Annotated in this window: 27 protein-coding genes; 21 read left to right on the top strand and 6 right to left on the bottom strand. The window is 70.3% G+C overall.

Annotation, left to right across the window (positions count from 1 at the left end):
* Positions 1 to 50 precede the first annotated feature (50 nt).
* The 4 genes from AC1PME_RS07085 (at position 51) to murU (ending at position 3,872) form a co-directional block, all read left to right on the top strand.
* Positions 51 to 1,541 (top strand): M20 family metallopeptidase, encoded by a 1,491-nt coding sequence (locus tag AC1PME_RS07085; protein WP_481097719.1) that lies wholly within the window; start codon positions 51 to 53, stop codon positions 1,539 to 1,541.
* A 237-nt stretch (positions 1,542 to 1,778) separates the two neighbouring features.
* Complete coding sequence (locus AC1PME_RS07080; RefSeq protein ID WP_010344083.1) at positions 1,779 to 2,048, top strand: GlsB/YeaQ/YmgE family stress response membrane protein; 270 nt, start codon at positions 1,779 to 1,781, stop codon at positions 2,046 to 2,048.
* Between the two features lie 73 nt (positions 2,049 to 2,121).
* Positions 2,122 to 3,150 (top strand): aminoglycoside phosphotransferase family protein, encoded by a 1,029-nt coding sequence (locus AC1PME_RS07075; protein ID WP_481097718.1) that lies wholly within the window; start codon positions 2,122 to 2,124, stop codon positions 3,148 to 3,150.
* The gene (murU, locus tag AC1PME_RS07070) at positions 3,147 to 3,872 is read left to right on the top strand and encodes an N-acetylmuramate alpha-1-phosphate uridylyltransferase MurU (RefSeq protein ID WP_254460926.1); all 726 of its coding nucleotides are present in this window, start codon (positions 3,147 to 3,149) and stop codon (positions 3,870 to 3,872) included. Before AC1PME_RS07075 ends, murU begins: the two co-directional genes overlap by 4 nt.
* Positions 3,873 to 4,043: 171 nt before the next feature.
* On the opposite strand, the gene hda is transcribed toward murU, so the two are convergent.
* The 3 genes from hda to AC1PME_RS07055 are packed head-to-tail and all read right to left on the bottom strand — an operon-like array spanning position 4,044 to position 7,041.
* Positions 4,044 to 4,775: a DnaA regulatory inactivator Hda gene (gene hda / locus AC1PME_RS07065; RefSeq protein WP_307549499.1), complete on the bottom strand. Its 732-nt coding sequence runs from the start codon at positions 4,773 to 4,775 to the stop codon at positions 4,044 to 4,046.
* Positions 4,772 to 5,941, bottom strand: a complete 1,170-nt coding sequence (locus tag AC1PME_RS07060; protein WP_254460924.1) for an AI-2E family transporter — start codon at positions 5,939 to 5,941, stop codon at positions 4,772 to 4,774. The genes hda and AC1PME_RS07060 overlap by 4 nt, the downstream gene beginning before the upstream one ends.
* On the bottom strand, positions 5,938 to 7,041 hold the full coding sequence (locus AC1PME_RS07055; protein ID WP_481097717.1) for a DUF2066 domain-containing protein: 1,104 nt from the start codon (positions 7,039 to 7,041) through the stop codon (positions 5,938 to 5,940). The genes AC1PME_RS07060 and AC1PME_RS07055 overlap by 4 nt, the downstream gene beginning before the upstream one ends.
* Before the next feature lie 106 nt (positions 7,042 to 7,147).
* Between AC1PME_RS07055 and purM the strand changes: the two genes are divergently transcribed.
* The 4 genes from purM to AC1PME_RS07035 all read left to right on the top strand — a co-directional run bounded on the left by purM (position 7,148) and on the right by AC1PME_RS07035 (position 10,621).
* Positions 7,148 to 8,206 (top strand): phosphoribosylformylglycinamidine cyclo-ligase, encoded by a 1,059-nt coding sequence (gene purM / locus AC1PME_RS07050; protein WP_481097716.1) that lies wholly within the window; start codon positions 7,148 to 7,150, stop codon positions 8,204 to 8,206.
* Positions 8,207 to 8,363: 157 nt separating this feature from the next.
* Positions 8,364 to 9,017, top strand: a complete 654-nt coding sequence (purN, locus tag AC1PME_RS07045) for a phosphoribosylglycinamide formyltransferase (RefSeq protein WP_254460922.1) — start codon at positions 8,364 to 8,366, stop codon at positions 9,015 to 9,017.
* Between the two features lie 63 nt (positions 9,018 to 9,080).
* Positions 9,081 to 9,935 (top strand): DUF3108 domain-containing protein, encoded by an 855-nt coding sequence (locus AC1PME_RS07040; RefSeq protein ID WP_481097715.1) that lies wholly within the window; start codon positions 9,081 to 9,083, stop codon positions 9,933 to 9,935.
* A gap of 2 nt (positions 9,936 to 9,937) precedes the next feature.
* Entirely contained in the window at positions 9,938 to 10,621 is a 684-nt protein-coding gene (locus tag AC1PME_RS07035; protein ID WP_254460920.1) for a DUF3108 domain-containing protein, read from the top strand.
* 422 nt (positions 10,622 to 11,043) lie between these two features.
* Here AC1PME_RS07035 and AC1PME_RS07030 read toward each other — a convergent pair whose 3' ends face one another.
* Genes AC1PME_RS07030 through AC1PME_RS07020 form a run of 3 tightly spaced genes read right to left on the bottom strand, consistent with a single transcriptional unit; the run spans position 11,044 to position 12,918 of the window.
* Positions 11,044 to 11,358 carry an EF-hand domain-containing protein gene (locus AC1PME_RS07030; protein ID WP_481097714.1) on the bottom strand — a complete coding sequence of 105 codons (315 nt, stop codon included), beginning with the start codon at positions 11,356 to 11,358 and terminating at the stop codon, positions 11,044 to 11,046.
* Positions 11,355 to 12,629: a UDP-N-acetylglucosamine 1-carboxyvinyltransferase gene (gene murA, locus AC1PME_RS07025; protein ID WP_254460918.1), complete on the bottom strand. Its 1,275-nt coding sequence runs from the start codon at positions 12,627 to 12,629 to the stop codon at positions 11,355 to 11,357. Before murA ends, AC1PME_RS07030 begins: the two co-directional genes overlap by 4 nt.
* Positions 12,630 to 12,675: 46 nt before the next feature.
* Positions 12,676 to 12,918 carry a BolA family protein gene (locus tag AC1PME_RS07020; RefSeq protein ID WP_254460917.1) on the bottom strand — a complete coding sequence of 81 codons (243 nt, stop codon included), beginning with the start codon at positions 12,916 to 12,918 and terminating at the stop codon, positions 12,676 to 12,678.
* Between the two features lie 52 nt (positions 12,919 to 12,970).
* On the opposite strand from AC1PME_RS07020, the gene AC1PME_RS07015 reads away from it, so the two are divergent.
* The 13 genes from AC1PME_RS07015 to ptsP all read left to right on the top strand — a co-directional run bounded on the left by AC1PME_RS07015 (position 12,971) and on the right by ptsP (position 23,329).
* Positions 12,971 to 13,972: a KpsF/GutQ family sugar-phosphate isomerase gene (locus AC1PME_RS07015; protein WP_254460916.1), complete on the top strand. Its 1,002-nt coding sequence runs from the start codon at positions 12,971 to 12,973 to the stop codon at positions 13,970 to 13,972.
* A 90-nt stretch (positions 13,973 to 14,062) separates the two neighbouring features.
* Entirely contained in the window at positions 14,063 to 14,611 is a 549-nt protein-coding gene (locus AC1PME_RS07010; RefSeq protein ID WP_254460915.1) for a KdsC family phosphatase, read from the top strand.
* Positions 14,608 to 15,174, top strand: coding sequence for an LPS export ABC transporter periplasmic protein LptC (gene lptC, locus AC1PME_RS07005; RefSeq protein ID WP_254460914.1), 567 nt, complete (start codon positions 14,608 to 14,610; stop codon positions 15,172 to 15,174). Before AC1PME_RS07010 ends, lptC begins: the two co-directional genes overlap by 4 nt.
* Entirely contained in the window at positions 15,152 to 15,736 is a 585-nt protein-coding gene (gene lptA, locus AC1PME_RS07000) for a lipopolysaccharide transport periplasmic protein LptA (RefSeq protein ID WP_307549488.1), read from the top strand. Before lptC ends, lptA begins: the two co-directional genes overlap by 23 nt.
* Positions 15,736 to 16,455 (top strand): LPS export ABC transporter ATP-binding protein, encoded by a 720-nt coding sequence (gene lptB / locus AC1PME_RS06995; RefSeq protein WP_019799410.1) that lies wholly within the window; start codon positions 15,736 to 15,738, stop codon positions 16,453 to 16,455. Before lptA ends, lptB begins: the two co-directional genes overlap by 1 nt.
* 41 nt (positions 16,456 to 16,496) lie before the next feature.
* The gene (locus AC1PME_RS06990) at positions 16,497 to 17,960 is read left to right on the top strand and encodes an RNA polymerase factor sigma-54 (protein WP_481097713.1); all 1,464 of its coding nucleotides are present in this window, start codon (positions 16,497 to 16,499) and stop codon (positions 17,958 to 17,960) included.
* 56 nt (positions 17,961 to 18,016) lie between these two features.
* Complete coding sequence (gene hpf, locus AC1PME_RS06985) at positions 18,017 to 18,334, top strand: ribosome hibernation-promoting factor, HPF/YfiA family (RefSeq protein WP_254460911.1); 318 nt, start codon at positions 18,017 to 18,019, stop codon at positions 18,332 to 18,334.
* 21 nt (positions 18,335 to 18,355) lie between these two features.
* Complete coding sequence (locus AC1PME_RS06980; protein ID WP_254460910.1) at positions 18,356 to 18,808, top strand: PTS sugar transporter subunit IIA; 453 nt, start codon at positions 18,356 to 18,358, stop codon at positions 18,806 to 18,808.
* Complete coding sequence (hprK, locus tag AC1PME_RS06975) at positions 18,805 to 19,755, top strand: HPr(Ser) kinase/phosphatase (protein WP_254460909.1); 951 nt, start codon at positions 18,805 to 18,807, stop codon at positions 19,753 to 19,755. Before AC1PME_RS06980 ends, hprK begins: the two co-directional genes overlap by 4 nt.
* Positions 19,752 to 20,630, top strand: coding sequence for an RNase adapter RapZ (rapZ, locus tag AC1PME_RS06970; protein WP_307549481.1), 879 nt, complete (start codon positions 19,752 to 19,754; stop codon positions 20,628 to 20,630). Before hprK ends, rapZ begins: the two co-directional genes overlap by 4 nt.
* 267 nt (positions 20,631 to 20,897) lie before the next feature.
* Positions 20,898 to 21,290: a PTS sugar transporter subunit IIA gene (locus tag AC1PME_RS06965; protein WP_254460907.1), complete on the top strand. Its 393-nt coding sequence runs from the start codon at positions 20,898 to 20,900 to the stop codon at positions 21,288 to 21,290.
* Entirely contained in the window at positions 21,283 to 21,552 is a 270-nt protein-coding gene (locus tag AC1PME_RS06960; protein ID WP_010344110.1) for an HPr family phosphocarrier protein, read from the top strand. The genes AC1PME_RS06965 and AC1PME_RS06960 overlap by 8 nt, the downstream gene beginning before the upstream one ends.
* A gap of 58 nt (positions 21,553 to 21,610) precedes the next feature.
* On the top strand, positions 21,611 to 23,329 hold the full coding sequence (ptsP, locus tag AC1PME_RS06955; RefSeq protein ID WP_481097712.1) for a phosphoenolpyruvate--protein phosphotransferase: 1,719 nt from the start codon (positions 21,611 to 21,613) through the stop codon (positions 23,327 to 23,329).
* Positions 23,330 to 23,585: the final 256 nt, after the last annotated feature.

Genomic DNA, 23,585 nt, shown 5'->3' with positions numbered 1-23,585 from the left:
CGCCGGGCGTAGAATGACTGCACACGTGTGCAATCACCCCGGAGTTTTTCATGGATAGTGCCAAGATCGACCGTTTCCTGAGCGAGAAGTGGGATGACGACATCGTCCCGCAACTGGTCGATTACATCCGCATCCCCAACAAATCGCCGATGTTCGACGCCGATTGGGTCGCGCACGGCTACATGGCCGATGCGGTGGCGCTGATGGAGCGCTGGGCGCGGGCGCAGGCGATCCCCGGCCTGCAGGTGGAGGTGGTGCAACTGGAAGGCCGCACCCCGCTGATCTACCTGGAGGTGCCGGCCAGCAGCGAGGCGACCGGCGAGGACACCGTGCTGCTGTACGGGCACCTGGACAAGCAGCCGGAAATGACCGGCTGGGATCCCGACCTGGGCCCGTGGACGCCGGTGCTCAAGGGCCACCGCCTGTACGGCCGCGGCGGCGCCGACGACGGCTATGCCCTGTTCGGTTCGCTGGCGGCGATCCAGGCGCTGCAGGACCAGGGCATTCCGCACGCGCGCTGCGTGGTGCTGATCGAGGCCTGCGAGGAATCGGGCAGTTACGACCTGCCCGCCTACGTCGACCACCTGGCGGCGCGGATCGGCAAGCCGTCGCTGGTGGTGTGCCTGGATTCGGGCTGCGGCAACTACGAGCAGCTGTGGTGCACGACCTCGCTGCGCGGCCTGGCCGGCGGCAACTTCAGCGTCAAGGTGCTCAGCGAAGGCGTGCATTCGGGCGATGCCTCCGGCGTGGTGCCGTCGAGCTTCCGCATCCTGCGCGACCTGCTGTCGCGGCTGGAGGACGAGGCCACCGGCAAGATCAAGGTCGACGGCCTGTACGCCGACATCCCGGAAGAGCGGCTGGCGCAGGCGCGCAAGGTCGCCGAGGTGCTGGGCGACGAGGTCTACAGCAAGTTCCCGTTCCTGCCCGGCATGCGCCCGATGCACGCGGACCTGTCCGAGCTGGTGCTCAACCGCACCTGGCGCCCGGCGCTGTCGGTGACCGGCGCCGACGGGCTGCCGCCGCTGGCCTCGGCCGGCAACGTGCTGCGCCCGGAGACCGCGGTGAAGCTGTCGCTGCGCCTGCCGCCGACGCTGGACGGCAAGCGCGCCGGCGAGCTGCTGAAGGAGGTGCTGCTGCGCGATCCGCCGTATGGCGCCGAGGTGTCGCTGGCGCTGGAGAAGTCCTCCTCCGGCTGGAACGCGCCGGCGCAGTCGCCGTGGCTGACCGACGCGATCGAATCGGCCTCGCAGGCGGCGTTCGGCAAGCCGGCGATGTACATGGGCGAAGGCGGCTCGATCCCGTTCATGGGCATGCTCGGCGAGAAGTTCCCCGGCGCGCAGTTCATGATCACCGGCGTGCTCGGCCCGCATTCCAATGCGCATGGCCCCAACGAGTTCCTGCACATCCCGATGGGCAAGCGGGTCACCGCCTGCGTGTCGCGGGTGATCGCGGCCCACCATGCCGCCAGCCTGCGCGGCGAGACCACCGGCAGCGCGGCGGTGGCCGGCGGCGAGCAGCATGGCGGGCATGGCTGCTGTTGAGGGGCCGGGATTGGGGATTGGGGATTGGGGATTGGCGAAGCCGGTTTCCTGAGTACCTGATTCGCCCCCCCTGTTTGCGGTGGGAGAGGCGTCGGCTCCGACGCGGCGCCTTTCCGATGGTGTCATCGCTACATGGCGCGGCCAGCCGTTGCATCCGCCGCGCGCAAGCATCGACGCCAGCACGGTCGATCTGGCACGATCCGACGCTGATCCCCCTCCGTGTCCGGAACGCTCTCCATGCACACTCTGTTCGGCAGCGACAGCTGGCTCTACATCATCCTGGTGGGCTTCGTGGTCGGCCTGCTGGCGCGCTTCCTCGGCCCCAGCAGCGGACGTTCCGGCTGCCTGTTCACGGTGCTGCTGGGCATCGCCGGTGCGCTGCTGGCCGGCTGGTTCGGCCACTACATGGGCTGGTACAGCCGCGGCGAGCCGGCCGGCTTCCTCGGCGCACTGCTCGGCGCCATCGCCCTGCTCGCGCTGTTGCGGCTGTTTTCCAGCAAGCGTTGAGGCGCGCCGCGCCGCTCGCCACGGCGGCGGCGCACGTTTACGCTGTGCGGCTCGTTTCCGCCGCAGCCTGCCGATGAGCGCCAGCCCTTCCGTTCCCGATATCCTTGCGGCGCGCGCCGCACACCGCCTGGCCTGGGCCCGCACGACCCTGGACGATGCGCAGGCGACGCTGGAGCGCGCCTCGGTGGATGCCGGCCAGCGCAGCTACTGGCGCAGTCACGGCCGTGGCGCCAGCCGCATCGTGATGGATTCGCCGCCGGACCTGGAAGACGTGCGGCCGTGGCTGCGCATGCACGCCCTGCTGCGCGCCGGCGGCGTGCGCGTGCCGGCGATCCTGGCGCAGGACGTGGACGCCGGTTTCCTGCTGCTGGAAGACCTGGGGCAATCGACCCTGGCGCAAAGTCTGGACACGACCACGGCCGACGCGCTCTTCGAGGCCGCGCTCGGCCAGTTGCTGCGCCTGCAGGCGATCGCGCCGCCGCCGGGCATGGGCGTGTTCGGCGAGGCGCTGCTGCAACGCGATGCCGGGCTGTTCGAGGACTGGTTCCTGCAACGCCACCTGGGGATCCGCCTGGATGACGACGAACGCGCGGCCCTGCATGGGGCGCAGCGCCAGCTCATGGACAACGCGCTGGCGCAACCGCAGGTGCTGGTGCATCGCGATTTCATGCCGCGCAACCTGATGCCGGCGGCCGACGGCCCGGCGGTGCTGGATTTCCAGGACTGCGTGGTCGGGCCGGTGGCCTACGACCCGGTGAGCCTGTTCAAGGACACCACGGTGAGCTGGCCGCTGGCGCAGGTGGATGCGTGGCTGGCCAGCTACCACGCACGTGCGCTGCAGGCCGGGATCCCGGTGCCGCCGCTGGCGCAGTTCCTGCGCGATGCCGAGTGGATGGGCATCCAGCGCCACCTGAAGAACCTGGGCATCTTCGCGCGGCTCAACTACCGCGACGGCAAGGGCTGGTACCTGGACAACGTGCCGCGCTTCATCGCCTACCTCGACGAGGCGCTGCCGCGGCACCCCAGCCTGCAGCCGCTGGCACGGTTGCTGCACACGCGGATCAAGCCGGCCCTGGCGCAGCGCGCGGCGGCCGGCGCATGAAGGCGCTGATCTTCGCCGCCGGCCTCGGCGAGCGCATGCGGCCGCTGACCACGCACACGCCCAAGCCGCTGCTGACGGTGGGCGGCACGCCGCTGATCGTCTGGCATCTGCGCAAGCTCGCCGCGCTGGGTGTGCGCGAGGTGGTGATCAACACCTCCTGGCTGGCCGAGCAGTTCCCGCAGACGCTCGGCGACGGCGGCGCGTTCGGGCTGCGCATCGCCTATTCCTACGAAGGCGCCACGCCGCTGGAAACCGGCGGCGGCATGCTGCACGCGCTGCCGCTGCTCGGCGAGGCGCCGTTCCTGCTGGTCAACGGCGACATCTGGACCGACTTCGATTTCGCCCGGCTGGCGCCCGAGCCGCCCGGCCTGGCGCAACTGGTCCTGGTGGACCCGCCGGCCTATGCCGCACACGGCGATTTCGCCCTGCAGGACGACGGGCGCGTGCACAACACCGGCGCACCGCTGCTGACCTATGCCGGCATCGGCATGTACCGCCCCGCCCTGCTGCGCGACTGGCAGACCATCGCCGCCCCGGCGCCCACCGCGCCCGGCACGCCGCCGCGCTTCTCGGTGGTGCCGCTGCTGCGCGCGCAGGCCGAGCAGGGCCAACTCCATGGCCTGCGGCATCGTGGGCGCTGGACGGATGTGGGGACGCCGCAGCGGTTGGCGGAATTGGAGCTGGGAATGGGGAATCGGGAGTCGGGAATGGGGAAAAGCTGAGTCGCGAGAGCTGAAGCAGTACCCAGAAGCTGGAAGAGTAAAAAGCAGCTTGCAATCGATGCACTGCTTGCCGCTGCGGACAACGATGGTAGCGGGGGCAGGATTTGAACCTGCGATCTGTGGTGGGCGACGACGCATGCCGGGATTGAGGCTGCCGAAGCTCGCGGGAACTCAGCTTTTCCCCATTCCCGATTCCCCACTCCCGATTCCCAGCCCCTCCAGCACCCTACGCAAAAACGGCACCGTCACCCGTCGCTGCGCCGCCAGCGATTCGCGGTCCAGGCGTTCCAGCAGGCCGATCAGGCCGGCCAGGTCGCGGCCGGCGTGGGTCAGCAGCCAGTCGATCGCCGCGTCTTCCAGCACCAGGCCGCGGCGCTGGGCGCGCTCGCGCAGCACCGCGGCGCGGCCGGCGTCGTCCAGCGGCGCCAGGGCGATGCGGGCGCACTGTGCCAGCCGCGAACGCAGGTCCGGCAAGCTGAGCGCCAGGCCGTCGGGCATCGCCTGGGCGGTGTACAGCAGGGTCACCCCGGCGCTGCGCGCGCGGTTGTGGAAATCGAACAGCGCCACCTCGTCCTCGCGCTGCCCGGCGATCGCTTCCAGCCCGTCGAGCGCGACCAGGTCGCGTCCTTCCAGTGCTTCCAGCGCGTCGCGCAGGCGCCCGGCGGCGGCCTGCAGCGGCAGGTAGGCGGCGCTGCGCCCGGCCTGTTCGGCCGCCGCGCACAGCGCCAGGGCCAGGTGGGTCTTGCCGGTGCCGGCGGGGCCGGACAGATACACCCAGTCGTCGGCGGCGCCGTCGGCGACCGCCTGCAACTGCGCCAGCAGCCCGGCCGGCGCGCCCAGGTAGCGGTCCAGGCGCTGTTCCGGCGGATAGCGCAGGGCCAGTGGCAGTTGCGGCACGCTCACGGCTGCTCGGGGCTGCGCGGCGGCAGTTCGATGATGGTGGTGCGCTCGGTGACGGTGTCCAGCAGGATCGCCGACTTCTCGCCCGCATACAGATCGCTCTGCCGGTACTGCTCGTGCAGGTAGTGCAGCAGCACGTTGGCCACCGCCGCCACCGGCAGCGCCAGCAGCATGCCGAGGAAGCCGAACAGCTGGCCGCCGGCCATCACCGCGAAGATCACCGCCACCGGGTGCAGGCCGATCTTGTCGCCGACGATGCGCGGGGTCAGCACGTAGCTCTCCAGCAACTGGCCGACGGTGAACACCACGCCGACCAGGATCAGCAATTGCAGGTCCAGGCCCTTGGCCTGCACCAGCGCGGCCAGCACCGCCAGCAGGATGCCGGTGGTCGCGCCCAGGTAGGGGATGAAGCTGATCAGGCCGGCGACGATGCCGATCAACAGGCCGAGCTTGAGCCCGACCAGGGTCAGGCCGCCGGCGTAGATCACCCCCAGCGCCAGCATCACCAGGAACTGGCCGCGGATGAACGCGCCCAGCACCTCGTTGGACTGCTGCGCCAGGCGGGTGATCGTGCCGACGTGGTTGCGCGGGATAGTGATCGCCACGCGCGCGACCAGCAGGTCCCAGTCGCGCAGGAAGTAGAAGGTCAGGATCGGCAGCAGCACCAGGTTGACCACCCAGGTCACCATCGCGAACCCCGAGCGCGACAGGTAGCCGAAGAAGGTCGCGGCGACGCCGCCGGCCTGCTGCCAGTGCCCGCGGATCCAGTCGATCAGCCGCTCCGGGTCCAGCCAGCCCATCAGCTCCAGCCCGGTCTTGTGCTCGGCCCAGGGGATCGCGGTGCCGATGAACCAGTCGCGCGCCTGCGGCAGCACGTCGATGAAGGTGACGATCTGCCGTTCCAGCATCGGCACCAGGATCACCAGTGCCAGCACCAGCAGCAGCACCATCAGCACGAACACCAGGGTCACCGCCATGTTGCGCGAGCGTCCGGCGCGTTCCAGCCGGTCCACCAGCGGGTCGCCGAGCCAGCCGAGCAGCAGCGCCAGCACGAACGGGGTCAGGATCGGCGCCAGCAGCCATACCACCCACAGCACGCCGAAGATCACCGCCGTCCATTTCAGGCGGCGCAGGAACAGCGCGATCTCGGCTTCGGGCGACAAGGTCATTTCAGGCGGTACTCCGTGGGTTCGCTGGTGAGGATCACCGGACCCTCGACCGGCGCCACCACCGGCTGCAGCGCGGCGTCCGGGCCGAGCATGCGGTTCAGCCCGGACACGCCGCTGAGCAGGTCCAGGTCCAGCTCCAGGCGATCGCCGTCGGCGCGGATCGGCACGATGCGCCGCACCACCGAGGCGTTCTGCAGCGCGGAGGACGCGCGCAGATAGTCGTCGGCGTTGCGGATGCCGGTGATCACCACCCGGTAGATCCCGGCCGGGCCGGCGCTGACCGCCTTGGCGTAGCGCTTGACCAGGGCGTCGGCGGCACCGTCGGCGCCGCTGGCCATGGCGCGGCGCGCGTCGGCGTCGCTGGCCGACCAGGTCGACAGCACCTTGCCGCCGTCCACGAAGGTCCAGTCGGCGGTCCAGCCGCCGGCCTTGCCGCGGTACAGCTTGCCGATCAGCTGCATCGGCGGGCTGTAGCGCGACGAGGCGCTGGCCACCGCCGCGGTGTCCTGGCGCCAGATCGCGCCGGCCAGGGCCTGCTCGGCAGCGTTGCCGGTGGGCAGGCCGAGGCGGAAGCCGCGCTCGATCGCGCGGTCGAGCAGGCTGCGCGCGGCGTTGGACTGTTGCACGCCGACCAGGCGCGGGCCGCTGCCGTCGTCGATGGCCAGCCACACCACCGGCTTGGGCCGCGGCTGCGGCCACACCGGCAGGCCCAGCGCCGCGGCCAGCCCGTCCACGTCCTGCGGGCGGAAGCGCGCCACCAGGATGGTGCGGAAGGTCGGCGCGCCGCTCGGCGAGGTGCCCTGGTCCTGGCGGTAGTCGAAGGTATCGACCAGGTTCTTGGCGTTGCGCAGCGCCTGGGTCACCCCGGGCCGCGACATCACCCCCTTGTCGCCGGAGATCTTGCCCAGTACCACGCCGAGCGCGCGGGCCAGGGCGCCGTTGCGGTCGGCCTCGCTCTGGCTGTTGACCGGCACCTCGGCGTCGTAGGGACCGGTAGCGCCGGCCACGTCGCCCTCGGTGCGCAACTCGGCCTGGGCCAGGGCGGTCGCGGCGGGCAGGCACAGTGCGAAAGACAGGAGGAAGGCAAGGCTGCGGCGCATGAAGAGTCCAATACTCGGCGTATCCGGGGCGAATTGTTGCCCGAATGCGGGCCTAGCGCCAATGCGGCCTGTTAAAATCGCCGCCTTTCCGCCGACCCCGCCGCCCGTGACCACTTCCCAGCCCCCCGCCGCCGCCCCGTTGACCTACCGCGACGCCGGCGTCGACATCGATGCCGGCAATGCCGTCGTCGAACGCATCAAGCCCCTGGTCAAGCGCAGTTTCCGCCCCGAGGTGATGGGCGGGCTGGGCGGCTTCGGCGCCCTGTTCGACCTGTCCGGCAAGTACCGCGAGCCGGTGCTGGTGTCCGGCACCGACGGCGTCGGCACCAAGCTGAAACTGGCGCAGCAGCTCGGCCGCCACGACACGATCGGCATCGACCTGGTCGGCATGTGCGTCAACGACGTGCTGGTGCAGGGCGCCGAGCCGCTGTTCTTCCTCGACTACTTCGCCACCGGCAAGCTCGACGTGGAGACCACCGTGGCGGTGGTCGGCGGCATCGCCCGCGGCTGCGAACTGGCCGGCTGCGCGCTGATCGGCGGCGAGACCGCGGAAATGCCCGACATGTACCCGCCGGGCGAATACGACTTGGCCGGCTTCACCGTCGGCGCGGTGGAGAAGTCGCAGCTGCTCGACGGCGCCCGGGTGCGCCAGGGCGACGTGCTGATCGGCATCGCCTCCTCCGGCCCGCATTCCAACGGCTACTCGCTGATCCGCCGCATCTACGACCGCGCCGGGCGCCCGGACGCGCTGCAGGTAGGCGGCGTGGCCCTGGCCGACGCGCTGATGGCGCCGACCGCCCTGTACGTCAAGCCGATCCTGTCGCTGCTGCGCGAACAGGGCGAAGGCATCCACGCCATGGCGCACATCACCGGCGGCGGCCTGACCGAGAACATCATCCGCGTCATCCCGGACGGCCTGGGCCTGGACATCCGCGCCAGCGCCTGGACCCTGCCGCCGGTGTTCGAGTGGCTGCAGCGCGAAGGCGCGGTGGCCGACAGCGAGATGTGGCGCACCTTCAACTGCGGCATCGGCTTCGTGCTGGTCGCCGCGCCCGAGCAGGTGGCCGCGCTGGAACGCAGCCTGGACGCCCTGGGCCTGGCGCACTGGCAGATCGGCGCGGTGGTGGCCGCCGCGGACGCCGGCGAACGCGTGCACATCGGCTGAGCCGCGTGGCGGCGGCCAAGCGCGTCTGGCGTGCCGCGTGCCGGTTCGGCGCGGCGCGGCCGGCAGCGGCGTTCCCGTCCGACACGGTGTCGGGCCGGCGGCCTCTGCGGGCGCGGCACCGTCCGTCCGCCATTGCCCAGCCCCGGACTTCCGCCCGATGACCCTCCGTCTCGCTGTGCTCGCCTCCGGCCGCGGCTCCAACCTGCAGGCCATCCTCGCCGCGATCGCCGCCGGCACCCTCGATGCCGAGGTGGTCGGCGTGTTCGGCGATCGCCCCGCGGCGCCGGCGCTGGCGATGGTGGCACCGGACCGGCGCTGGGCGGCGCCACCCAAGGCCTTCCCCGACCGCGCCGCGTTCGACCAGGCGCTGGGCGACGCCGTCGCCGCGGTGCGGCCGGACTGGGTGGTCTGCGCCGGCTACATGCGCATTCTCGGCGCCGGCATCGTGCAGCGCTTCAGCGGACGCCTGCTCAACATCCACCCCTCGCTGCTGCCCAAGTACCGCGGCCTGCACACGCATGCGCAGGCCCTGGCGGCCGGCGACGCCGAGCACGGGGCCAGCGTGCATTTCGTGGTGCCGGAACTGGACGCCGGCGCGGTGATCGCGCAGGTGCGGGTGCCGGTGCAGGCCGGCGACGGCCCGGACGATCTGGCGCAGCGCCTGCTGCCGCGCGAGCACCGGCTGCTGTGCGCGGTGCTGCGGCTGGCCGCGGCGGGCCGCCTGGCTGAACGGGACGGCAAGGTCTGGCTGGACGGTCAGTGCCGGTTTAGTCCGCTGCGCCTAGATTGCGACGACGTGCTGCTTCCCTGAATGCGCTGCCGCACCTGTCCGCGGCCTCTTCCCCTCCTCCCCCCGCTCACGCCAGCCGATCCCATGAAGCTCGCTCCGCGTCCGTTCGCCCTCCTCGTCGCGTCCGGCCTCGGCCTGCTGGCGCCCATCGTCGGTGCACAGGTCGTACCGGCGCCCACCGCGCCGCCGGCGCCGCAGACCGCACCCGCGCCGACAACGCCCGCCACCGGCACACCCGCGCCGGCCGCGGCGACGCCGCCGGCGCTGCCCGCCGAGGCCTGGACGCCGCCGCCGCTGCAGCCGTTCGTGGCCACCTACGACGCCCTGTACAAGGGCAAGCCGGCCGGCGACGCGCGCATGGACGTGGTGCACACCGGCGGCGACCAGTGGCGGGTCGACCTGGGCGTGCACGGCCGCAGCGGCTTCGCCAGCATCCTCGGCCTGAACATCGAGCAGAGCACGGTGTTCACCGTACAGGACGGCCGCTATGTGCCGCAGAGCCAGAGCACGGTCAAGAAGGCGGTGTTCTTCGGCAAGAAGGTCACCGGCGTGTACGACTGGAAACAGGGCGTGGCGCGCTGGGACGGCGACCTGAAGAAGGACCGGCAGGCGCCGATCCCGCTGCAGCCCGGCGACCAGAGCGCGCTGCTGCTCAACCTGTCGCTGATGCGCGATGCGCAGCCGGGCAAGACCATGACCTACCGCTTCGTCGACGTCGGCCGGGTGCGCGAACATGTGTACCGCGCCGCCGACCAGACCGAGACCGTGCAGGTCGGCGACATCAGCTACGACGCACTGCGGGTGTCGCGCACCAATGGCGGCCGTAATGAGACCATCCTGTGGATCGCCAACGGCGTGCCGACGCCGGTGCGCATCCTGCAGCGCGAAGACGGCGAAGACCGCATCGACCTGCGCCTGACCGAATACCAAGGAGCCTGACCATGACCCGCATCGCCCGCCCGCTGACCGCCCTCGCCGCCGCCCTGCTGGCCACGGCCAGCCTGCCCGCCCTGGCCCTGGAGCCGTTCACCGCGGACTACCAGGCCAGCTACATGGGCATGCAGGCCAACGGCGTCATGACCCTGGCCAAGGAAGGCGGCAACCGCTGGCGCTACAGCCTGGCGATCAAGAACCAGGTCGCCGACCTCAGCCAGAGCACCGTGTTCGAGGAAAAGGGCGGGCAGCTGCGTCCGCTCAGCAGCGACGACCGCTCGGTGTTCCTGATCAAGAAGAAGGCGGTGACCGCCAACTACGACTGGAGCACCGGCCAGGCGACCTGGGGCGGCGACCTCAAGGCCGACCGCCGCGGCCCGGTGAAGCTGCAGCCGGGCGACATGGACGCGCTGCTGATCAATCTGGCGATCGCGCGCGACGTCAATGCCGGCAAGACCCCGAGCTACCGCATGGTCGACGAGGGCCGCGCCAAGCCGATGACCTACCGCGTCGCCGGCAAGGAAGCGGTCACCGTCAACGGCAAGACCGAGCAGGCGACCAAGGTCAGCCGCACCGACGGCTCCAAGGAAATCGTCGCCTGGATCGTGCCGGACATGCCGGTGCCGGTGCGCATCCTGCAGCGCGAAAACGGCCAGGACGCGCTGGACCTGACCATCAAGGCGTTGCGCTGAAGAGCCGGGATTGGGGAATGGGGATTGGGGAATCGTGAAAGCAGCTCCCCGCCCGCGATCGTTCCCGTGTGAGGGCCGGCATTGGGGAATCCGGATTGGGGAATCGTAACAGCGGCTCCCCGCCCGGGTTTTTCCCATGAGGAGCGGCTTCAGCCGCGACGCGGCGAGCTGGAATTTGGGATTCGGGATTGGGGAATCGCAACAGCAATTCCCTGCCCGTGGTGCTTCCCATGTGGGAGGGGCTTCAGCCCCGACGCGCGGATGCGCATCGTCTTGCGGAAACCAGCTGGCGAGTTGCAGCAGACCCCAAACGGCGCGCGTCGACTCCTCTCCATGGCACATGGATCGTGACGACGGGCCTTGCCTCTCTCTACCGCACTCCCTACGCGGGCGCCACTTAGGCGGCGCCCTGCCCCTGGCCCTTACTTCTTCTCCGCCGGCGCAGCCTTGAAGGTGGTGCGGCAATCCACGCGGATCTGCGCGCCGCTGCTGCGCCAGTAGAACGTGCTGCACTCGCGCGGGCCGTTCTGGGTGCGGCTGACGCCGACCGCGTAGAACGACTGCCAGATCTCGTCGCGGGTGACCTGGCCGTCGCCGTTCCAGTCCATGTCGCGCTCCTCGATGCCCTGGGTGATGGCGATGCCGGTGTACCAGGCATAGCCGACCCAGGCCAGCAGCACCACGACGATCGCCAGCAACACCTTGCGCCGGCGGCTGAAGCGGCCGCTGAGGATCATGCGACGCGCCGGATGGACGCGCCCAGCGCCCCCAGCTTCTCCTCAATGTTCTCGTACCCCCGGTCCAGGTGGTAGATGCGGTCGATGGTGGTGTCGCCGTCGGCGACCAGGCCGGCCAGGATCAGCGAGGCCGAGGCGCGCAGGTCGGTGGCCATCACCGGCGCGCCGCTCAGCCGCTCGCTGCCGCGCACGATCGCGGTATGCCCTTCGATCTGGATGTCCGCGCCCAGGCGCAACAGTTCGTTGACGTGCATGAAACGGTTCTCGAAGATCGTCTCGTTGATCACGCCGACGCCGTCGGCCACGCAGTTGAGCGCCATGAACTGCGCCTGCATGTCGGTCGGGAACGCCGGATACGGCGCGGTGGTCAGGCTGACCGCGCGCGGGCGCTTGCCGTGCATGTCCAGGCGGATCCAGTCCTCGCCGGTCTCGATGCTGGCGCCGGCCTCGGTGAGCTTGTCCAGCACCGCGTCGAGGGTGTCGGCGCGCGCGCGGCGCACGGTGACGCTGCCGCCGGTCATCGCCGCGGCGACCAGGAAGGTGCCGGTCTCGATGCGGTCCGGCAGCACCGCGTGACGGCCGCCGGACAGGCGCTCCACGCCGTGCACGACGATGCGCGAGGTGCCCGCGCCCTCGATCTTCGCGCCCAGCGCGATCAGGCAGTCGGCCAGGTCGCTGACCTCCGGCTCCATCGCCGCGTTCTCCAGCACGGTGGTGCCTTCGGCCAGGGTCGCGGCCATCAGCACGTTCTCGGTGCCGGTGACGCTGACCATGTCGAACACGTAGCGGCCACCCTTGAGCCGGCCATTGCTGCTGGCCTTGATGTAGCCGTTCTCGACGCTGATCTCCGCGCCCAGCGCCTGCAGGCCCTTGATGTGCTGGTCGACCGGGCGCGAGCCGATCGCGCACCCGCCGGGCAGCGACACTTCGGCCGCGCCGAACTTGGCCAGCAGCGGGCCCAGCACCAGGATCGAGGCGCGCATGGTGCGCACCAGCTCGTACGGGGCGACGTGCTGGTGGACCTTGCGCGGGTCGACGGTGATCGCGCTGCCGCGCGAAAGCGTGCCCTCGTCGATGGTGACTTCCGCGCCCAGCTCGCCGAGCAGCTTCACCGTGGTGATCACGTCGTGCAATTGCGGCACGTTGGTGATCTCCACCGGCGCATCGGCCAGCAGGGTCGCGCAGAGGATCGGCAGCACGGCGTTCTTGGCGCCGGAAATGTTCACTTCACCGTGCAGCGCGCTGCCGCCGGTCACTACGATTTTGGCCATGGGTCTCGTGGGGGAAGGGAAAAGGGGGAAACGGACGCGCAGCGGCTCAACCGGCCGCGCGCTCGGCCTGCTCGGGGGTCAGGGTGGTCAGCGCCAGCGCGTGGATGGCGCCGCCCATCAGCTCGCCCAGGGTGGCGTAGACCATGCGGTGGCGCGCCAGCGGCAGCTTGCCGGCGAAGGCGTCGCTGACCACGGTGGCCTCGAAGTGCACGCCGTCGTCGCCCTGCACCTGCACGCGCGCGCCAGGCAGGCCGGCCTCGATGAGTTTACGGATGGTTTCGGCGTCCACCGGGCTTTCCTAATAAAATGATCGGCCATTCTACCCTCCGACCGGCACCCGCATGGATGTATCGCCCCTGTCTCCCGCTGCGCCCGACGACGCCGGCCTGGTCGCCAGCGGCCGCCGCGTGGTCGAGATCGAGCAGGCCGCGCTGGCGGCGGTGGGCGCCCGCATCGGCGCCGACTTCGCCGCCGCCTGCCGGTTGATCCTGGGTTCGCGCGGGCGCGTGGTCGCCACCGGCATGGGCAAGTCCGGCCACGTGGCGCGCAAGATCGCCGCCACCCTCGCCTCCACCGGCACGCCGGCGTTCTTCGTGCACCCGGGCGAGGCCGGGCACGGCGACCTGGGCATGATCACCGACGCCGACGTGGTGCTGGCGCTGTCCTACTCCGGCGAGTCCGACGAGATCCTGATGCTGCTGCCGGTGCTCAAGCGCCAGGGCAATGCGGTGATCGCGATGACCGGCCGCGCGCAGTCCACGCTGGCGCGCGAGGCCGACCTGCACCTGGACGTCAGCGTGCCGGCCGAGGCCTGCCCGCTGGACCTGGCGCCGACCTCCAGCACCACCGCCTCGCTGGCGCTGGGCGATGCGCTGGCGGTGGCGCTGCTGGACGCGCGCGGCTTCACCGCCGACGACTTCGCCCGCTCGCACCCGGCCGGCAGCCTCGGCCGCCGCCTGCTGCTGCACATCACCGACGTCATGCACGGCGGCGACGAACTGCCCAAGGTGCGCGAGGACGCCAGCCTCAGCGAAGCGCTGGTGGAGATGAGCCGCAAGCGCCTGGGCATGACCGCGGTGGTGGACGCCGACGACCGCCTGCTCGGGCTGTTCACCGACGGCGACCTGCGCCGCGCCCTGGACAGCGCGCTGGACGTGCGCCAGACCCGCATCGCCGAGGTGATGACCCGGCAGCCGCGCACCATCGGCGCCGACCAGCTCGCCGCCGAGGCCGCGCGGCTGATGGAAACCCACCAGATCAACGGCCTGATCGTGGTCGACGCCGCCGGCCGCGCGGTCGGCGCGCTCAACATTCACGACCTGTTGCGCGCCAGAGTGGTTTAACAGGCTGAACCCGTTCACTGCCCACCGGCGCCCCCACGCCACGGGCCCTGGCCGCTGGAAAGCCGGCCTCCCCGCCCCGATATCCGAACCATGCCCTATTCCCCGCTGGCCGACCTCCCCGCCGACCTGATCGACCGCGCCGCCCGGATCCGCCTGGCGTGCTTCGACGTCGACGGCACGCTGACCGACGGCCGCCTGTACTACGACCGCGACGGCAACGAGAGCAAGGCCTTCAACGTGCTCGACGGCCAGGGCCTGGTGCAACTGCGCCGGCACGGCATCGACGTGGCGCTGATCACCGCGCGCCCCAGCCTGGCCGCGGAGAAGCGCGGCCAGGAACTGGGCCTGCTGGTGCAGATCGGGGTCAAGGACAAGCGCGCCGGTGTGCAGGCGCTGTGCGACGCGCGCGGCATCGGCCTGGAGCAGGTCTGCTTCATGGGCGACGACCTGCCCGACCTGGCGCCGCTGCGCGTGGTCGGCCTGGCGGTGGCCCCGGCCAACGCCCACCCCTGGACCGCCGAACACGTGCACTGGACCACCCGCGCCCGCGGCGGCGAAGGCGCGGCGCGCGAACTGTGCGACGTGCTGCTGGCCGCCCAGGGCCACGTCCCCTCGCTGCTGCAGGAGCATGGCGCATGAACTGGCGCACCACCCTCGGCGGCCTGCTGCTGGTCGGCGCGCTGATCAGCGGCTGGTCGGCCTGGAACCAGCGCAGCAAGCCCACCCGCAATCCGTCCGACGAAGCCAGCGTGGACTACATCGCCCGCGACTTCGAGATCGTCAGCCTGGACAAGCAAGGCAAGGAAGCGATGACCCTGCGCGCGCCGCAGATGCAACGCAGCCGCGCCGACCAGACCCTGTCGATCGTGACCCCGCTGTTCCTGCTGCCCGACGCCAACGGCCAGCACTGGGAAATGCGCAGCAAGACCGGCTGGGTCAGCGCCAACGGCGACGAACTGCGCCTGCGCGACGACGTCGCCGGCGACAGCCCCAAGGTGCCCAGCATCCCGCCCACCACCTTCCGTACCCAGAGCCTGGACGTGTTTCCGCAGACCAACAGCGCACGCACCGCCGACCCGGTCACGATGACCCGGCCCGGTATGATGCAGACCGGCGTCGGCTTCCAGGTCGACTTGAAATCCCGGCAGTACAAGCTCCTTTCACAGGTCAAGACACGCTATGAACCGAACGCTGCCCGCTAAGCTCGCACTGCTCGCCCTGCTGCTGCCCGCACTGGCGATGGCCAAGTCGTCCGATCGCAATCAGCCGATGGATATCACTTCCGCCAGCCAGAGCGGCAACATGCTCGACGACGACGGCAAGATCCGTTACACGGGCAATGTCGTCATCATCCAGGGCACGCTCGAAATCCATGCCGACACCGCCGACCTGTTCAAGAAGAACGGCGACATCGATCGCGTCGTGCTGACCGGCAAGCAGGCCACCCTGAAGCAGGAACTGGACGACGGCTCGCCGATGGACGCGGTCGCGGACAACATCGACTACAAGGTGCCGACCGACACGGTGATCCTCACTGGCAATTACCGCATGACCTCGCCCAAGGGCACCAATGCCGGCCAGCGCATGGTCTACAACACCAAGACCGGCGACATGCAGGGCGGTGGCGACGGCACGCGCGTGCACACCGTCATCCAGCCGAAGAATGCCGCCGCCGCGCCGGCCGCCGCGCCCGCGAACAACGCCAAGCCCGCCGCCAAGCCGGCCGCGGCGCCCGCCAAGCCGGCCAAGCAAGGAGGCAAGTGATGCTGCTCGCCGAAGGCCTGCGCAAGCGCTACAAGCAGCGCGAAGTGGTGCGCGACTTTGCGCTGACCCTGGAAGCCGGCGAAGTGGTCGGCCTGCTCGGCCCCAACGGCGCCGGCAAGACCACCTGCTTCTACATGATCGTCGGCCTGGTCGACGCCGATGCCGGACGCATCGTGCTCGACGGCAACGACATCACCGCGCTGCCGATGTACAAGCGCGCCAAGCTCGGCGTCGGCTACCTGCCGCAGGAACCGTCGGTGTTCCGCAAGCTCAGCGTCGCCGACAACATCCGCCTGGTGCTGGAACTGCGCGAGGATCTGGACGCCGCCGGCCAGGAACGCGAACTGGTGGCGCTACTGGACGAACTGCAGATCAGCCACGTCGCCGACCAGCTCGGCGCCAGCCTCTCCGGCGGCGAGCGTCGCCGTTGCGAGATCGCCCGCGCGCTGGCCGCCAAGCCGCGGCTGATGCTGCTCGACGAACCCTTCGCCGGCGTCGACCCGATCTCGGTCGGCGAAATCCAGCGCATCGTCACCCACCTCAAGCAGCGCGGCATCGGCGTGTTGATCACCGACCACAACGTGCGCGAAACCTTGGGAATCTGCGACCGGGCGTATATCCTCAACGAGGGCAGTGTGTTGGCGCAGGGGGCGCCGGAAGCACTGCTGGCCAACAGCGACGTGCGCCGCGTCTACCTCGGGGAAACCTTCAGGCTCTGACCGCGCGCGCCGGCTACGCTCCTTCCGCGCTCGGGACAGGCATGAAAGCACGGCTGCAGACATCGCTGGGACAGCACCTGGTCATGACGCCGCAGTTGCGTCAGGCGATCAAGCTGTTGCAGATGTCCAGCGCCGAGCTGGAAGTGGAAATCGCCGAGGCGGTGGAGAGCAACCCGCTGCTGGAATGGTCCGAGGACGCCGCACCGGCGTTCGAACGCGGCGATGGTGCCGACCACGCCCATGATCACGACCACGCGCCGAGCGAGGCGCGCAGCGGCGACGATGGCGACCGCGGCGATGCCGCGCCTTCCAGCGACGGCGCCGACTGGAACGAGGCCGAACCGGCCTGGAGCGGCGGCAGCGGCGGTTCGTTCGACGACGACGACCTGGGCAGCGCGGCCGAACGCGTGGCCGAGCCGGATACCCTGATCGACCACCTGCTGTGGCAGTTGCACCTGTCGCCGCTGTCCCCGCGCGACCGCAGCATCGGCGCGGCGCTGATCGACGCGCTCGACGACGACGGCTACCTGCGCGAGCCGCTGGCCGCGATCGCCGAGACCCTGCGCCCGGACATCCTCGCCGACGAGGACGAGATCGGCACCGTGCTGCACCAGATCCAGCGCTTCGATCCGGCCGGCATCGCCGCGCGCACCCTGGGCGAGTGCCTGACCCTGCAACTGGACACGCTGCCCGAGGACACGCCCGGGTTGGCGCTGGCGCGCACCATCACCAACGGCCCGCTGGAGCGGTTGCCGCGCAGCGGCGTGGCCGGGCTGGCCCACGAACTCAAACGCCCGACCGCCGAAGTCGACACCGCGGTCGCGCTGCTGCGCTCGCTGGACCCGCGCCCTGGCAAGCAGATCGGCGAACTCGGCAGCGATACCTACGTGGTGCCGGACTGCGTGGTCTGGCGCCAGCGCGGGGTCTGGCATGCGGCGCTGTCGGCGCACGCCCAGCCCAAGGTCACCATCCACCGCGGCTACGAACGGCTGATCCGCCAATGCGGCGAAAGCGACGCCGGCTACCTGCGCGGCCAGTTGCAGGAAGCGCGCTGGCTGCTGAAGAGCCTGGAGGCGCGCGGCGAGACCCTGCTCAAGGTGACCCGCTGCCTGCTCAAGCAGCAGGCCGGCTTCCTGGAGTTCGGCGAACAGGCGCTGCGGCCGCTGACCCTGCGCGAGATCGCCGGCGAACTTGGCCTTCACGAAAGCACCATCTCGCGCGCCATCGCCCGCAAGTACGTGCGCACCCCGCGCGGCACCATCCCGCTGCGCGCCTTCTTCGCCTCGGGCATCGACACCGACAGCGGCGGCGAGGCCTCCAGCACCGCGATCCAGGCGATGATCCGGCGGCTGATCGATGCGGAGAATCCGCGCAAGCCGCTTTCTGACGCCAAGCTGGCCGACCTGCTGAAAAGTGCCGGCGTCCCTGTAGCGCGCCGCACCGTGGCGAAGTATCGTGAGGCCATGAACATTTCCGCCTCCCACGAACGCGTCCGGATCGGCTAGCGACGGCAGTGGCGGCAATGGTTCATAGGTGTGAAACCCGAACCAAGGAGTATCCGATGCGTATCGAGACCTACGGCCAGCAGATCGAAGTCACCCCCGCCCTGCGCGAGTACGTGGAGACCAAGCTGCAACGGCTGAAGCGACACTACGAGGAAACCATCGAGGTCCGCGCCCAGCTGGCGCTGCGCAAGCCCGAGCATCACGTCGAGGCCACCGTCAACGTTCCCGGCCGCACCCTGCACGCCGACGCCAGCGCGCAGACCATGTACGCGGCGATCGACCTGCTCGCCGACAAGCTGGACCGGCTGATCATCAAGCACAAGGAAAAGAAGCACGACCACCATGCGGCCGAGGTGCGCGACAATCTCGCGTGATCCTCCCCACGTTGCGCCGCCATGCCCTTGACCGATCTGATGGCGGCCGTCAGCACCCAGGTGCTTGCGGCCGCCGATCGCGACACCCTGCTGCACACCGCCGCCGGCCTGCTGGCCTGCCAGCAGGCCGGTGCCGATGAACTCTTCGCCAGCCTGCGCGAGCGCGAACGGCTCGGCAGCACCGCCATCGGCCACGGCATCGCCATCCCGCACGGCCGCGCGCCGGACCTGGACGCCCCACGCGGCGCGCTGCTGCGCTTGCAGCAGCCGATCGATTTCGACGGCCAGGGCACCCAGGTCGACCTGGTCTTCGCCATGGCCGTGCCGGCGCACTACACCCACCAACACCTGATGCTGCTGTCCGAACTGGCCGAGCAGTTCTCCATCGAGGAATTCCGCGACGCCCTGCGCAATGCGCCGGACGCCGCCGCACTGTATGCGCTGCTCGGCGGCGCGCCACGGGCCGCCGCATGAACACCAGCATCGACGCACGCGAACTGTTCGACCAGCAGCGCGACCGCCTGGGCCTGCGCTGGCTCGCCGGGCACAAGGGCGAACACCGGGTGCTGGAGGCCGGCAATGCGGTCTCGCGGCGTCCGTCGCTGGCCGGCTATCTCAACACCATCTACCCCAACAAGGTGCAGATCCTCGGCACCGAGGAACTGGCCTGGCTGGATTCGCTGGACGCGCGCCAGCGCTGGGAAACCATCGAGAAGATCGTGCAGGTGCGGCCGCTGGCGCTGGTGGTCACCAAGAACCAGTCGTGCCCGGAAGACCTGCGCGCGGCCGCCGACGAATCCGATACGCCGCTGTGGGTCTCGCCCAAGCGCGGCCACGAACTGCTCAACCACCTGTCCTACCACCTGGCACGGACCCTGGCGCCGCGGGTGATCCTGCATGGCGTGTTCATGGAGATCTACTCGATCGGCGTGCTGATCACCGGCGAGGCCGGCTCGGGCAAGAGCGAGCTGGCGCTGGAACTGCTCAGCCGCGGCCATCGCCTGGTCGCCGACGACGCCCCCGAATTCACCCAGATCGCCCCCGACGTGCTCGACGGCACCTGCCCGGAACTGCTGCAGGACCTGCTGGAGGTGCGCGGGCTGGGCGTGCTGAACGTGCGCGAGATGTTCGGCGATACGGCTGTAAAGAAGAACAAGTACCTTCGGCTCATCGTGCACCTGACCCGGCCCATGACCGAGCCCACGCCCCACGGCTACGAGCGCCTCACCGGCGATTCCGGCACCCGCCACGTGCTGGACCTGGACGTGCCGCTGATCACCCTGCCGGTGATGCCAGGCCGCAACCTGGCGGTGCTGACCGAGGCGGCCACGCGCCTGCACATCCTGCGCACCAAGGGCATCGACCCGGCGGCGATGTTCATCGCCCGCCACAGCAACCTGCTGGAGCGGCGCAGCCCATGACCGCCGGCGCCAATACCTCCACGCTGGTCATCGTCAGCGGCCTGTCCGGCTCCGGCAAGTCGGTGGCGCTGAAGACCTTCGAGGACCTGGACTACTACTGCGTCGACAACCTGCCGGTGGAGCTGCTGCCGGCCTTCGTCAAGAGCCTGGTGCGCGAGGATGCCGGCCCCAGCAAGCTGGCGGTGGGCATCGACGTGCGCAGCCGCCATAGCGACCTGACCCAGCTCGCGCGCTGGCGCGAGGCGGTGGCGCAGTTCGGCCTGGACGCGCGGCTGCTGTTCTTCGACGCCAACGACGAGGCGCTGATCAAGCGCTACGCCGACACCCGCCGGCGCCATCCGCTGTCGCACCAGGGCCTGTCGCTGCCGGAGGCGATCGAGCGCGAGCGCGCGCTGACCGAGCCGCTGCGCCGCGAGGCCGACGCGGTGATCGACACCAGCTCGCTCAACGTGCACCAACTGCGCCGGCGGGTCACCACCGAGTTCGCGCTGTCCGCCGAGAACACCCTGTCGCTGCTGTTCGAGTCCTTCGCCTACAAGCGCGGCGTGCCGGCCGAGGCGGATTTCGTGTTCGATGCGCGGGTGCTGCCGAACCCGCACTGGGACCCGGAACTGCGCCCGATGACCGGCCGCGACAGCGGCGTGCGCGACTACCTGGACGCGCAACCGGACGTGCAGCGCTACACCGCGCAACTGATCGACTTCCTGGACACCTGGCTGCCGCGGCTGCGCAACGACACCCGCAGCTACGTCACCATCGCCTTCGGCTGCACCGGCGGCAAGCACCGCTCGGTGTACCTGGCCGAACGCCTGGCCCGCCACGCCCGTGAACAGGGCTGGCCGGAAGTGGCGACCTTCCATCGCGAGCAGGATTGATCGAAAGCCGGGATTGGGGATTGGGGATGGGCGCGTCTGCGCGCGCTGTGGCGCAAGCGCGGCGCGCGAATCTGTAGACGAATCGCGGCCCCCGCATTTCCGTAGGAGCGGCTTCAGCCGCGACCATGCCCCGTCGCATCGCGGCTGAAGCCGCTCCTACAGGCCACCTGCCTCGGCGCGCGCAGACGCGCTCACCCCCACGTTCGAATCGCCAATCCCGGCTCCCGGCCATTCCCTGCGCCCTGCCTGACCTGTTAACGTTCTCCCATGGCTTGCGGCATTCTCCTCATCACTCATCCCGGAATCGGTGCGTCGCTGTTGCGCGTGGCCACCGGACTGCTGCGGCAGTTGCCGCTGAAGACCGAAGCGTTCGAGGTGCCGTTCGATGCCGACCTGGATGCGCTGCTGCCGCAGGCCTCGGCCGCGTTGCGGCGGGTGGACGATGGCGATGGCGTGCTGGTGGTGACGGATCTGTACGGAGCCAGCCCGAGCAACCTCGCCGCGCGGCTGGCGCGCCTGGGCACGCCGGTACGGCGCGTCTCGGCATTGAGCCTGCCGATGCTGCTGCGGATCATGAACTACCCCGAACAAGGACTGGAGCAGTTGCCCGCGACGGCCGCCGCCGGCTCGCGCAACGGCGTGGTGATCGACGATGCTTGAACGCGAACTGCTGGTCTCCAACCGCCTCGGCCTGCACGCCCGCGCCACCGCCAAGCTGGTGCAGACGCTGTCTTCGTTCCGCTGCAACGCCACGCTTGCGGCCAAGGGCCGCGAGGTCAACGCCAAGAGCATCATGGGCGTGATGCTGCTGGCCGCCGCGCAAGGCACGCCGGTGACGGTACGGGTGGACGGCGCCGACGAAGCCGAGGCGCTCAAGGCCGTGGTCGACCTGTTCGAGCGGCGCTTCGACGAGGACAGCTGAGCATGCGCCGCCGGCGGCCGCAGGCAGGGACGCGGTGCCGCCGCACGGGGCAGGCGCAATGAGCGTGCGCATCGCCGGCCATGGCGCATCGCGCGGCAATGCCCTGGGCCGGGCGCGGGTGCGCCTGCCGCACGCGCTGGAGGTGGCCGAGCAACGCATCGGCGCCGCGCAGATCCCCGGGGAACTCGATCGCCTGCACCGCGCGGTGGATGCCGCGCGCGAAGAGATGCACGGCCTGCGCCAGCGCCTGCACGGCGCCCTGGCCAAGGAGGTCGGCGAATTCCTCGACCTGCACGCGCTGCTGCTCGACGACCCGGAACTGCTGCACGGCCTGGACGAACTGATCCGCACCGGCCGCTACAGCGCCGACTACGCGCTGCGCCTGCAGCGCGACCGCCTGGCAACCGTGTTCGACGACATGGAGGACGCCTACCTCAAGAGCCGCATGGACGACCTGGACCATGTGATCGGGCGGATCCATGCGTTCCTGCAGAAGCGCCAGCCGGACAGCGACGGCCTGGCCGGCGAGATCCTGGTGTGCGAGAACGTGGCGCCGTCGGAGCTGGCGCAACTGCAGGCGCAGGGCGTGGTCGGCATCGTCACCAGCGCCGGCAGCACCCTGTCGCACAGCGCGATCCTGGCGCGCAGCCTGCACCTGCCGCTGTTGGTGGGCGTCGCCGATGCGTTGCAGAAGATCAACGACGGCGACGTGCTGATCATCGACGGCAGCCAGGGCGCGGTGCTGGTCGACCCGACCCCGGACGACCTGCGCGACTACCGCAGCCGCGTGCGCGACCAGGCCAAGCTGCAGCGCAGCCTGGGCAAGCTGCGCTCCAAGCCCAGCCGCACCCGCGACGGCGTGGACATCACCCTGCTGGCCAACGCCGAATCGCGCGACGACGTGGCCCGTGCGCATGCGCTCGGCGCCGATGGCCTGGGCCTGTACCGCACCGAGTTCCTGTTCCTGCAACGCGATGCCCTGCCCGACGAGGAAGAGCAGTTCCGCACCTACCGCGACGCGGTGCTGGGCATGAGCGGCCGGCCGGTGACCATCCGCACCCTCGACCTGGGCGCGGACAAGGCCGACCGCACCGGGCTGACCATGAGCAACGAAGAAAACCCGGCGCTGGGGCTGCGTGGCGTGCGCCTGTCGCTGGCCCGGCCCAAGGTCTCCGACACCCAGTTGCGCGCGCTGCTGCGCGCCTCGGCCTACGGGCCGGTGCGGGTGCTGGTGCCGATGATCAGCACGCGCGAGGAGTTGATGGCGATGCGCCGCCATCTCAAGCGCATCGCCGCGCAGTTGCGCCGCGACGGCCACGCCATCGCCGAGCGGGTACCGCTCGGCGCGATGATCGAGGTCCCCGCGGCGGCGATCGCCCTGGACACCTTCATCGACGCCATCGACTTCCTGTCGATCGGCACCAACGACCTGGTGCAGTACCTGCTCGCCGCCGACCGCAACAACGAGGCGCTGGCCGAGCTGTATTCGCCGCTGCATCCGGCGGTGCTGCGCCTGATCGCGCAGGTGATCGCCACCGGCCAGGCGCATGGCAAGCCGGTGGCGGTGTGCGGCGAGATCGCCGGCGACCCCGCGCTGACCCCGATGCTGCTGGCGCTGGGGCTGCGCGAGTTCAGCCTGCACCCGGCGACGATGCTGGAAGTGCGCCAGGTGATCCGCGACACCGACCTGCAGGCGCTGCGTCAGCGCGGCATCAAGCTGCTGCAGGCGCGCGACCGCAAGGGCATCGAGCGCTGGCTGGGCTGCGCGATCGGGTGACTTCCGCGCGTGTTGCGGCGTTGCACCTTGTAGGAGCGGCTTCAGCCGCGGCCAGTTCAAGCGCGACAAGATTGGTCGGCACCGCCTGTCGCGGCTGAAGCCGCTCCTACAGAAGACCGGGCCGCCGCGCGCGCAGACACGCATCGCGATCTCTGCCTCCCGACTGCCTCAGCCTGCGTCGCATCCTTGTGGGAGGGACTTCAGTCCCGACGCCTGAACCCCTATCGCGTCGGGACTGAAGTCCCTCCCACAAAGA

It is taken from the genome of Xanthomonas sp. NCPPB 901, assembly GCF_056725085.1.
The sequence above is the reverse complement of the archived record's forward strand: the minus strand, read 5'-3'. Positions and strand labels throughout refer to the sequence as shown.

Excerpts from the sequence above, each read along its gene's own strand:
- AC1PME_RS07085 (WP_481097719.1), top strand. The coding sequence starts at position 51 with ATGGATAGTGCCAAGATCGACCGTTTCCTGAGCGAGAAGTGGGATGAC.
- AC1PME_RS07080 (WP_010344083.1), top strand. The coding sequence starts at position 1,779 with ATGCACACTCTGTTCGGCAGCGACAGCTGGCTCTACATCATCCTGGTG.
- AC1PME_RS07075 (WP_481097718.1), top strand. The coding sequence starts at position 2,122 with ATGAGCGCCAGCCCTTCCGTTCCCGATATCCTTGCGGCGCGCGCCGCA.
- murU (WP_254460926.1), top strand. The coding sequence starts at position 3,147 with ATGAAGGCGCTGATCTTCGCCGCCGGCCTCGGCGAGCGCATGCGGCCG.
- AC1PME_RS07060 (WP_254460924.1), bottom strand. The coding sequence starts at position 5,941 with ATGACCTTGTCGCCCGAAGCCGAGATCGCGCTGTTCCTGCGCCGCCTG.
- AC1PME_RS07055 (WP_481097717.1), bottom strand. The coding sequence starts at position 7,041 with ATGCGCCGCAGCCTTGCCTTCCTCCTGTCTTTCGCACTGTGCCTGCCC.
- purN (WP_254460922.1), top strand. The coding sequence starts at position 8,364 with ATGACCCTCCGTCTCGCTGTGCTCGCCTCCGGCCGCGGCTCCAACCTG.
- AC1PME_RS07040 (WP_481097715.1), top strand. The coding sequence starts at position 9,081 with ATGAAGCTCGCTCCGCGTCCGTTCGCCCTCCTCGTCGCGTCCGGCCTC.
- AC1PME_RS07035 (WP_254460920.1), top strand. The coding sequence starts at position 9,938 with ATGACCCGCATCGCCCGCCCGCTGACCGCCCTCGCCGCCGCCCTGCTG.
- AC1PME_RS07030 (WP_481097714.1), bottom strand. The coding sequence starts at position 11,358 with ATGATCCTCAGCGGCCGCTTCAGCCGCCGGCGCAAGGTGTTGCTGGCG.
- murA (WP_254460918.1), bottom strand. The coding sequence starts at position 12,629 with ATGGCCAAAATCGTAGTGACCGGCGGCAGCGCGCTGCACGGTGAAGTG.
- AC1PME_RS07015 (WP_254460916.1), top strand. The coding sequence starts at position 12,971 with ATGGATGTATCGCCCCTGTCTCCCGCTGCGCCCGACGACGCCGGCCTG.
- AC1PME_RS07010 (WP_254460915.1), top strand. The coding sequence starts at position 14,063 with ATGCCCTATTCCCCGCTGGCCGACCTCCCCGCCGACCTGATCGACCGC.
- lptC (WP_254460914.1), top strand. The coding sequence starts at position 14,608 with ATGAACTGGCGCACCACCCTCGGCGGCCTGCTGCTGGTCGGCGCGCTG.
- lptA (WP_307549488.1), top strand. The coding sequence starts at position 15,152 with ATGAACCGAACGCTGCCCGCTAAGCTCGCACTGCTCGCCCTGCTGCTG.
- lptB (WP_019799410.1), top strand. The coding sequence starts at position 15,736 with ATGCTGCTCGCCGAAGGCCTGCGCAAGCGCTACAAGCAGCGCGAAGTG.
- AC1PME_RS06990 (WP_481097713.1), top strand. The coding sequence starts at position 16,497 with ATGAAAGCACGGCTGCAGACATCGCTGGGACAGCACCTGGTCATGACG.
- hpf (WP_254460911.1), top strand. The coding sequence starts at position 18,017 with ATGCGTATCGAGACCTACGGCCAGCAGATCGAAGTCACCCCCGCCCTG.
- AC1PME_RS06980 (WP_254460910.1), top strand. The coding sequence starts at position 18,356 with ATGCCCTTGACCGATCTGATGGCGGCCGTCAGCACCCAGGTGCTTGCG.
- hprK (WP_254460909.1), top strand. The coding sequence starts at position 18,805 with ATGAACACCAGCATCGACGCACGCGAACTGTTCGACCAGCAGCGCGAC.
- rapZ (WP_307549481.1), top strand. The coding sequence starts at position 19,752 with ATGACCGCCGGCGCCAATACCTCCACGCTGGTCATCGTCAGCGGCCTG.
- AC1PME_RS06965 (WP_254460907.1), top strand. The coding sequence starts at position 20,898 with ATGGCTTGCGGCATTCTCCTCATCACTCATCCCGGAATCGGTGCGTCG.
- AC1PME_RS06960 (WP_010344110.1), top strand. The coding sequence starts at position 21,283 with ATGCTTGAACGCGAACTGCTGGTCTCCAACCGCCTCGGCCTGCACGCC.
- ptsP (WP_481097712.1), top strand. The coding sequence starts at position 21,611 with ATGAGCGTGCGCATCGCCGGCCATGGCGCATCGCGCGGCAATGCCCTG.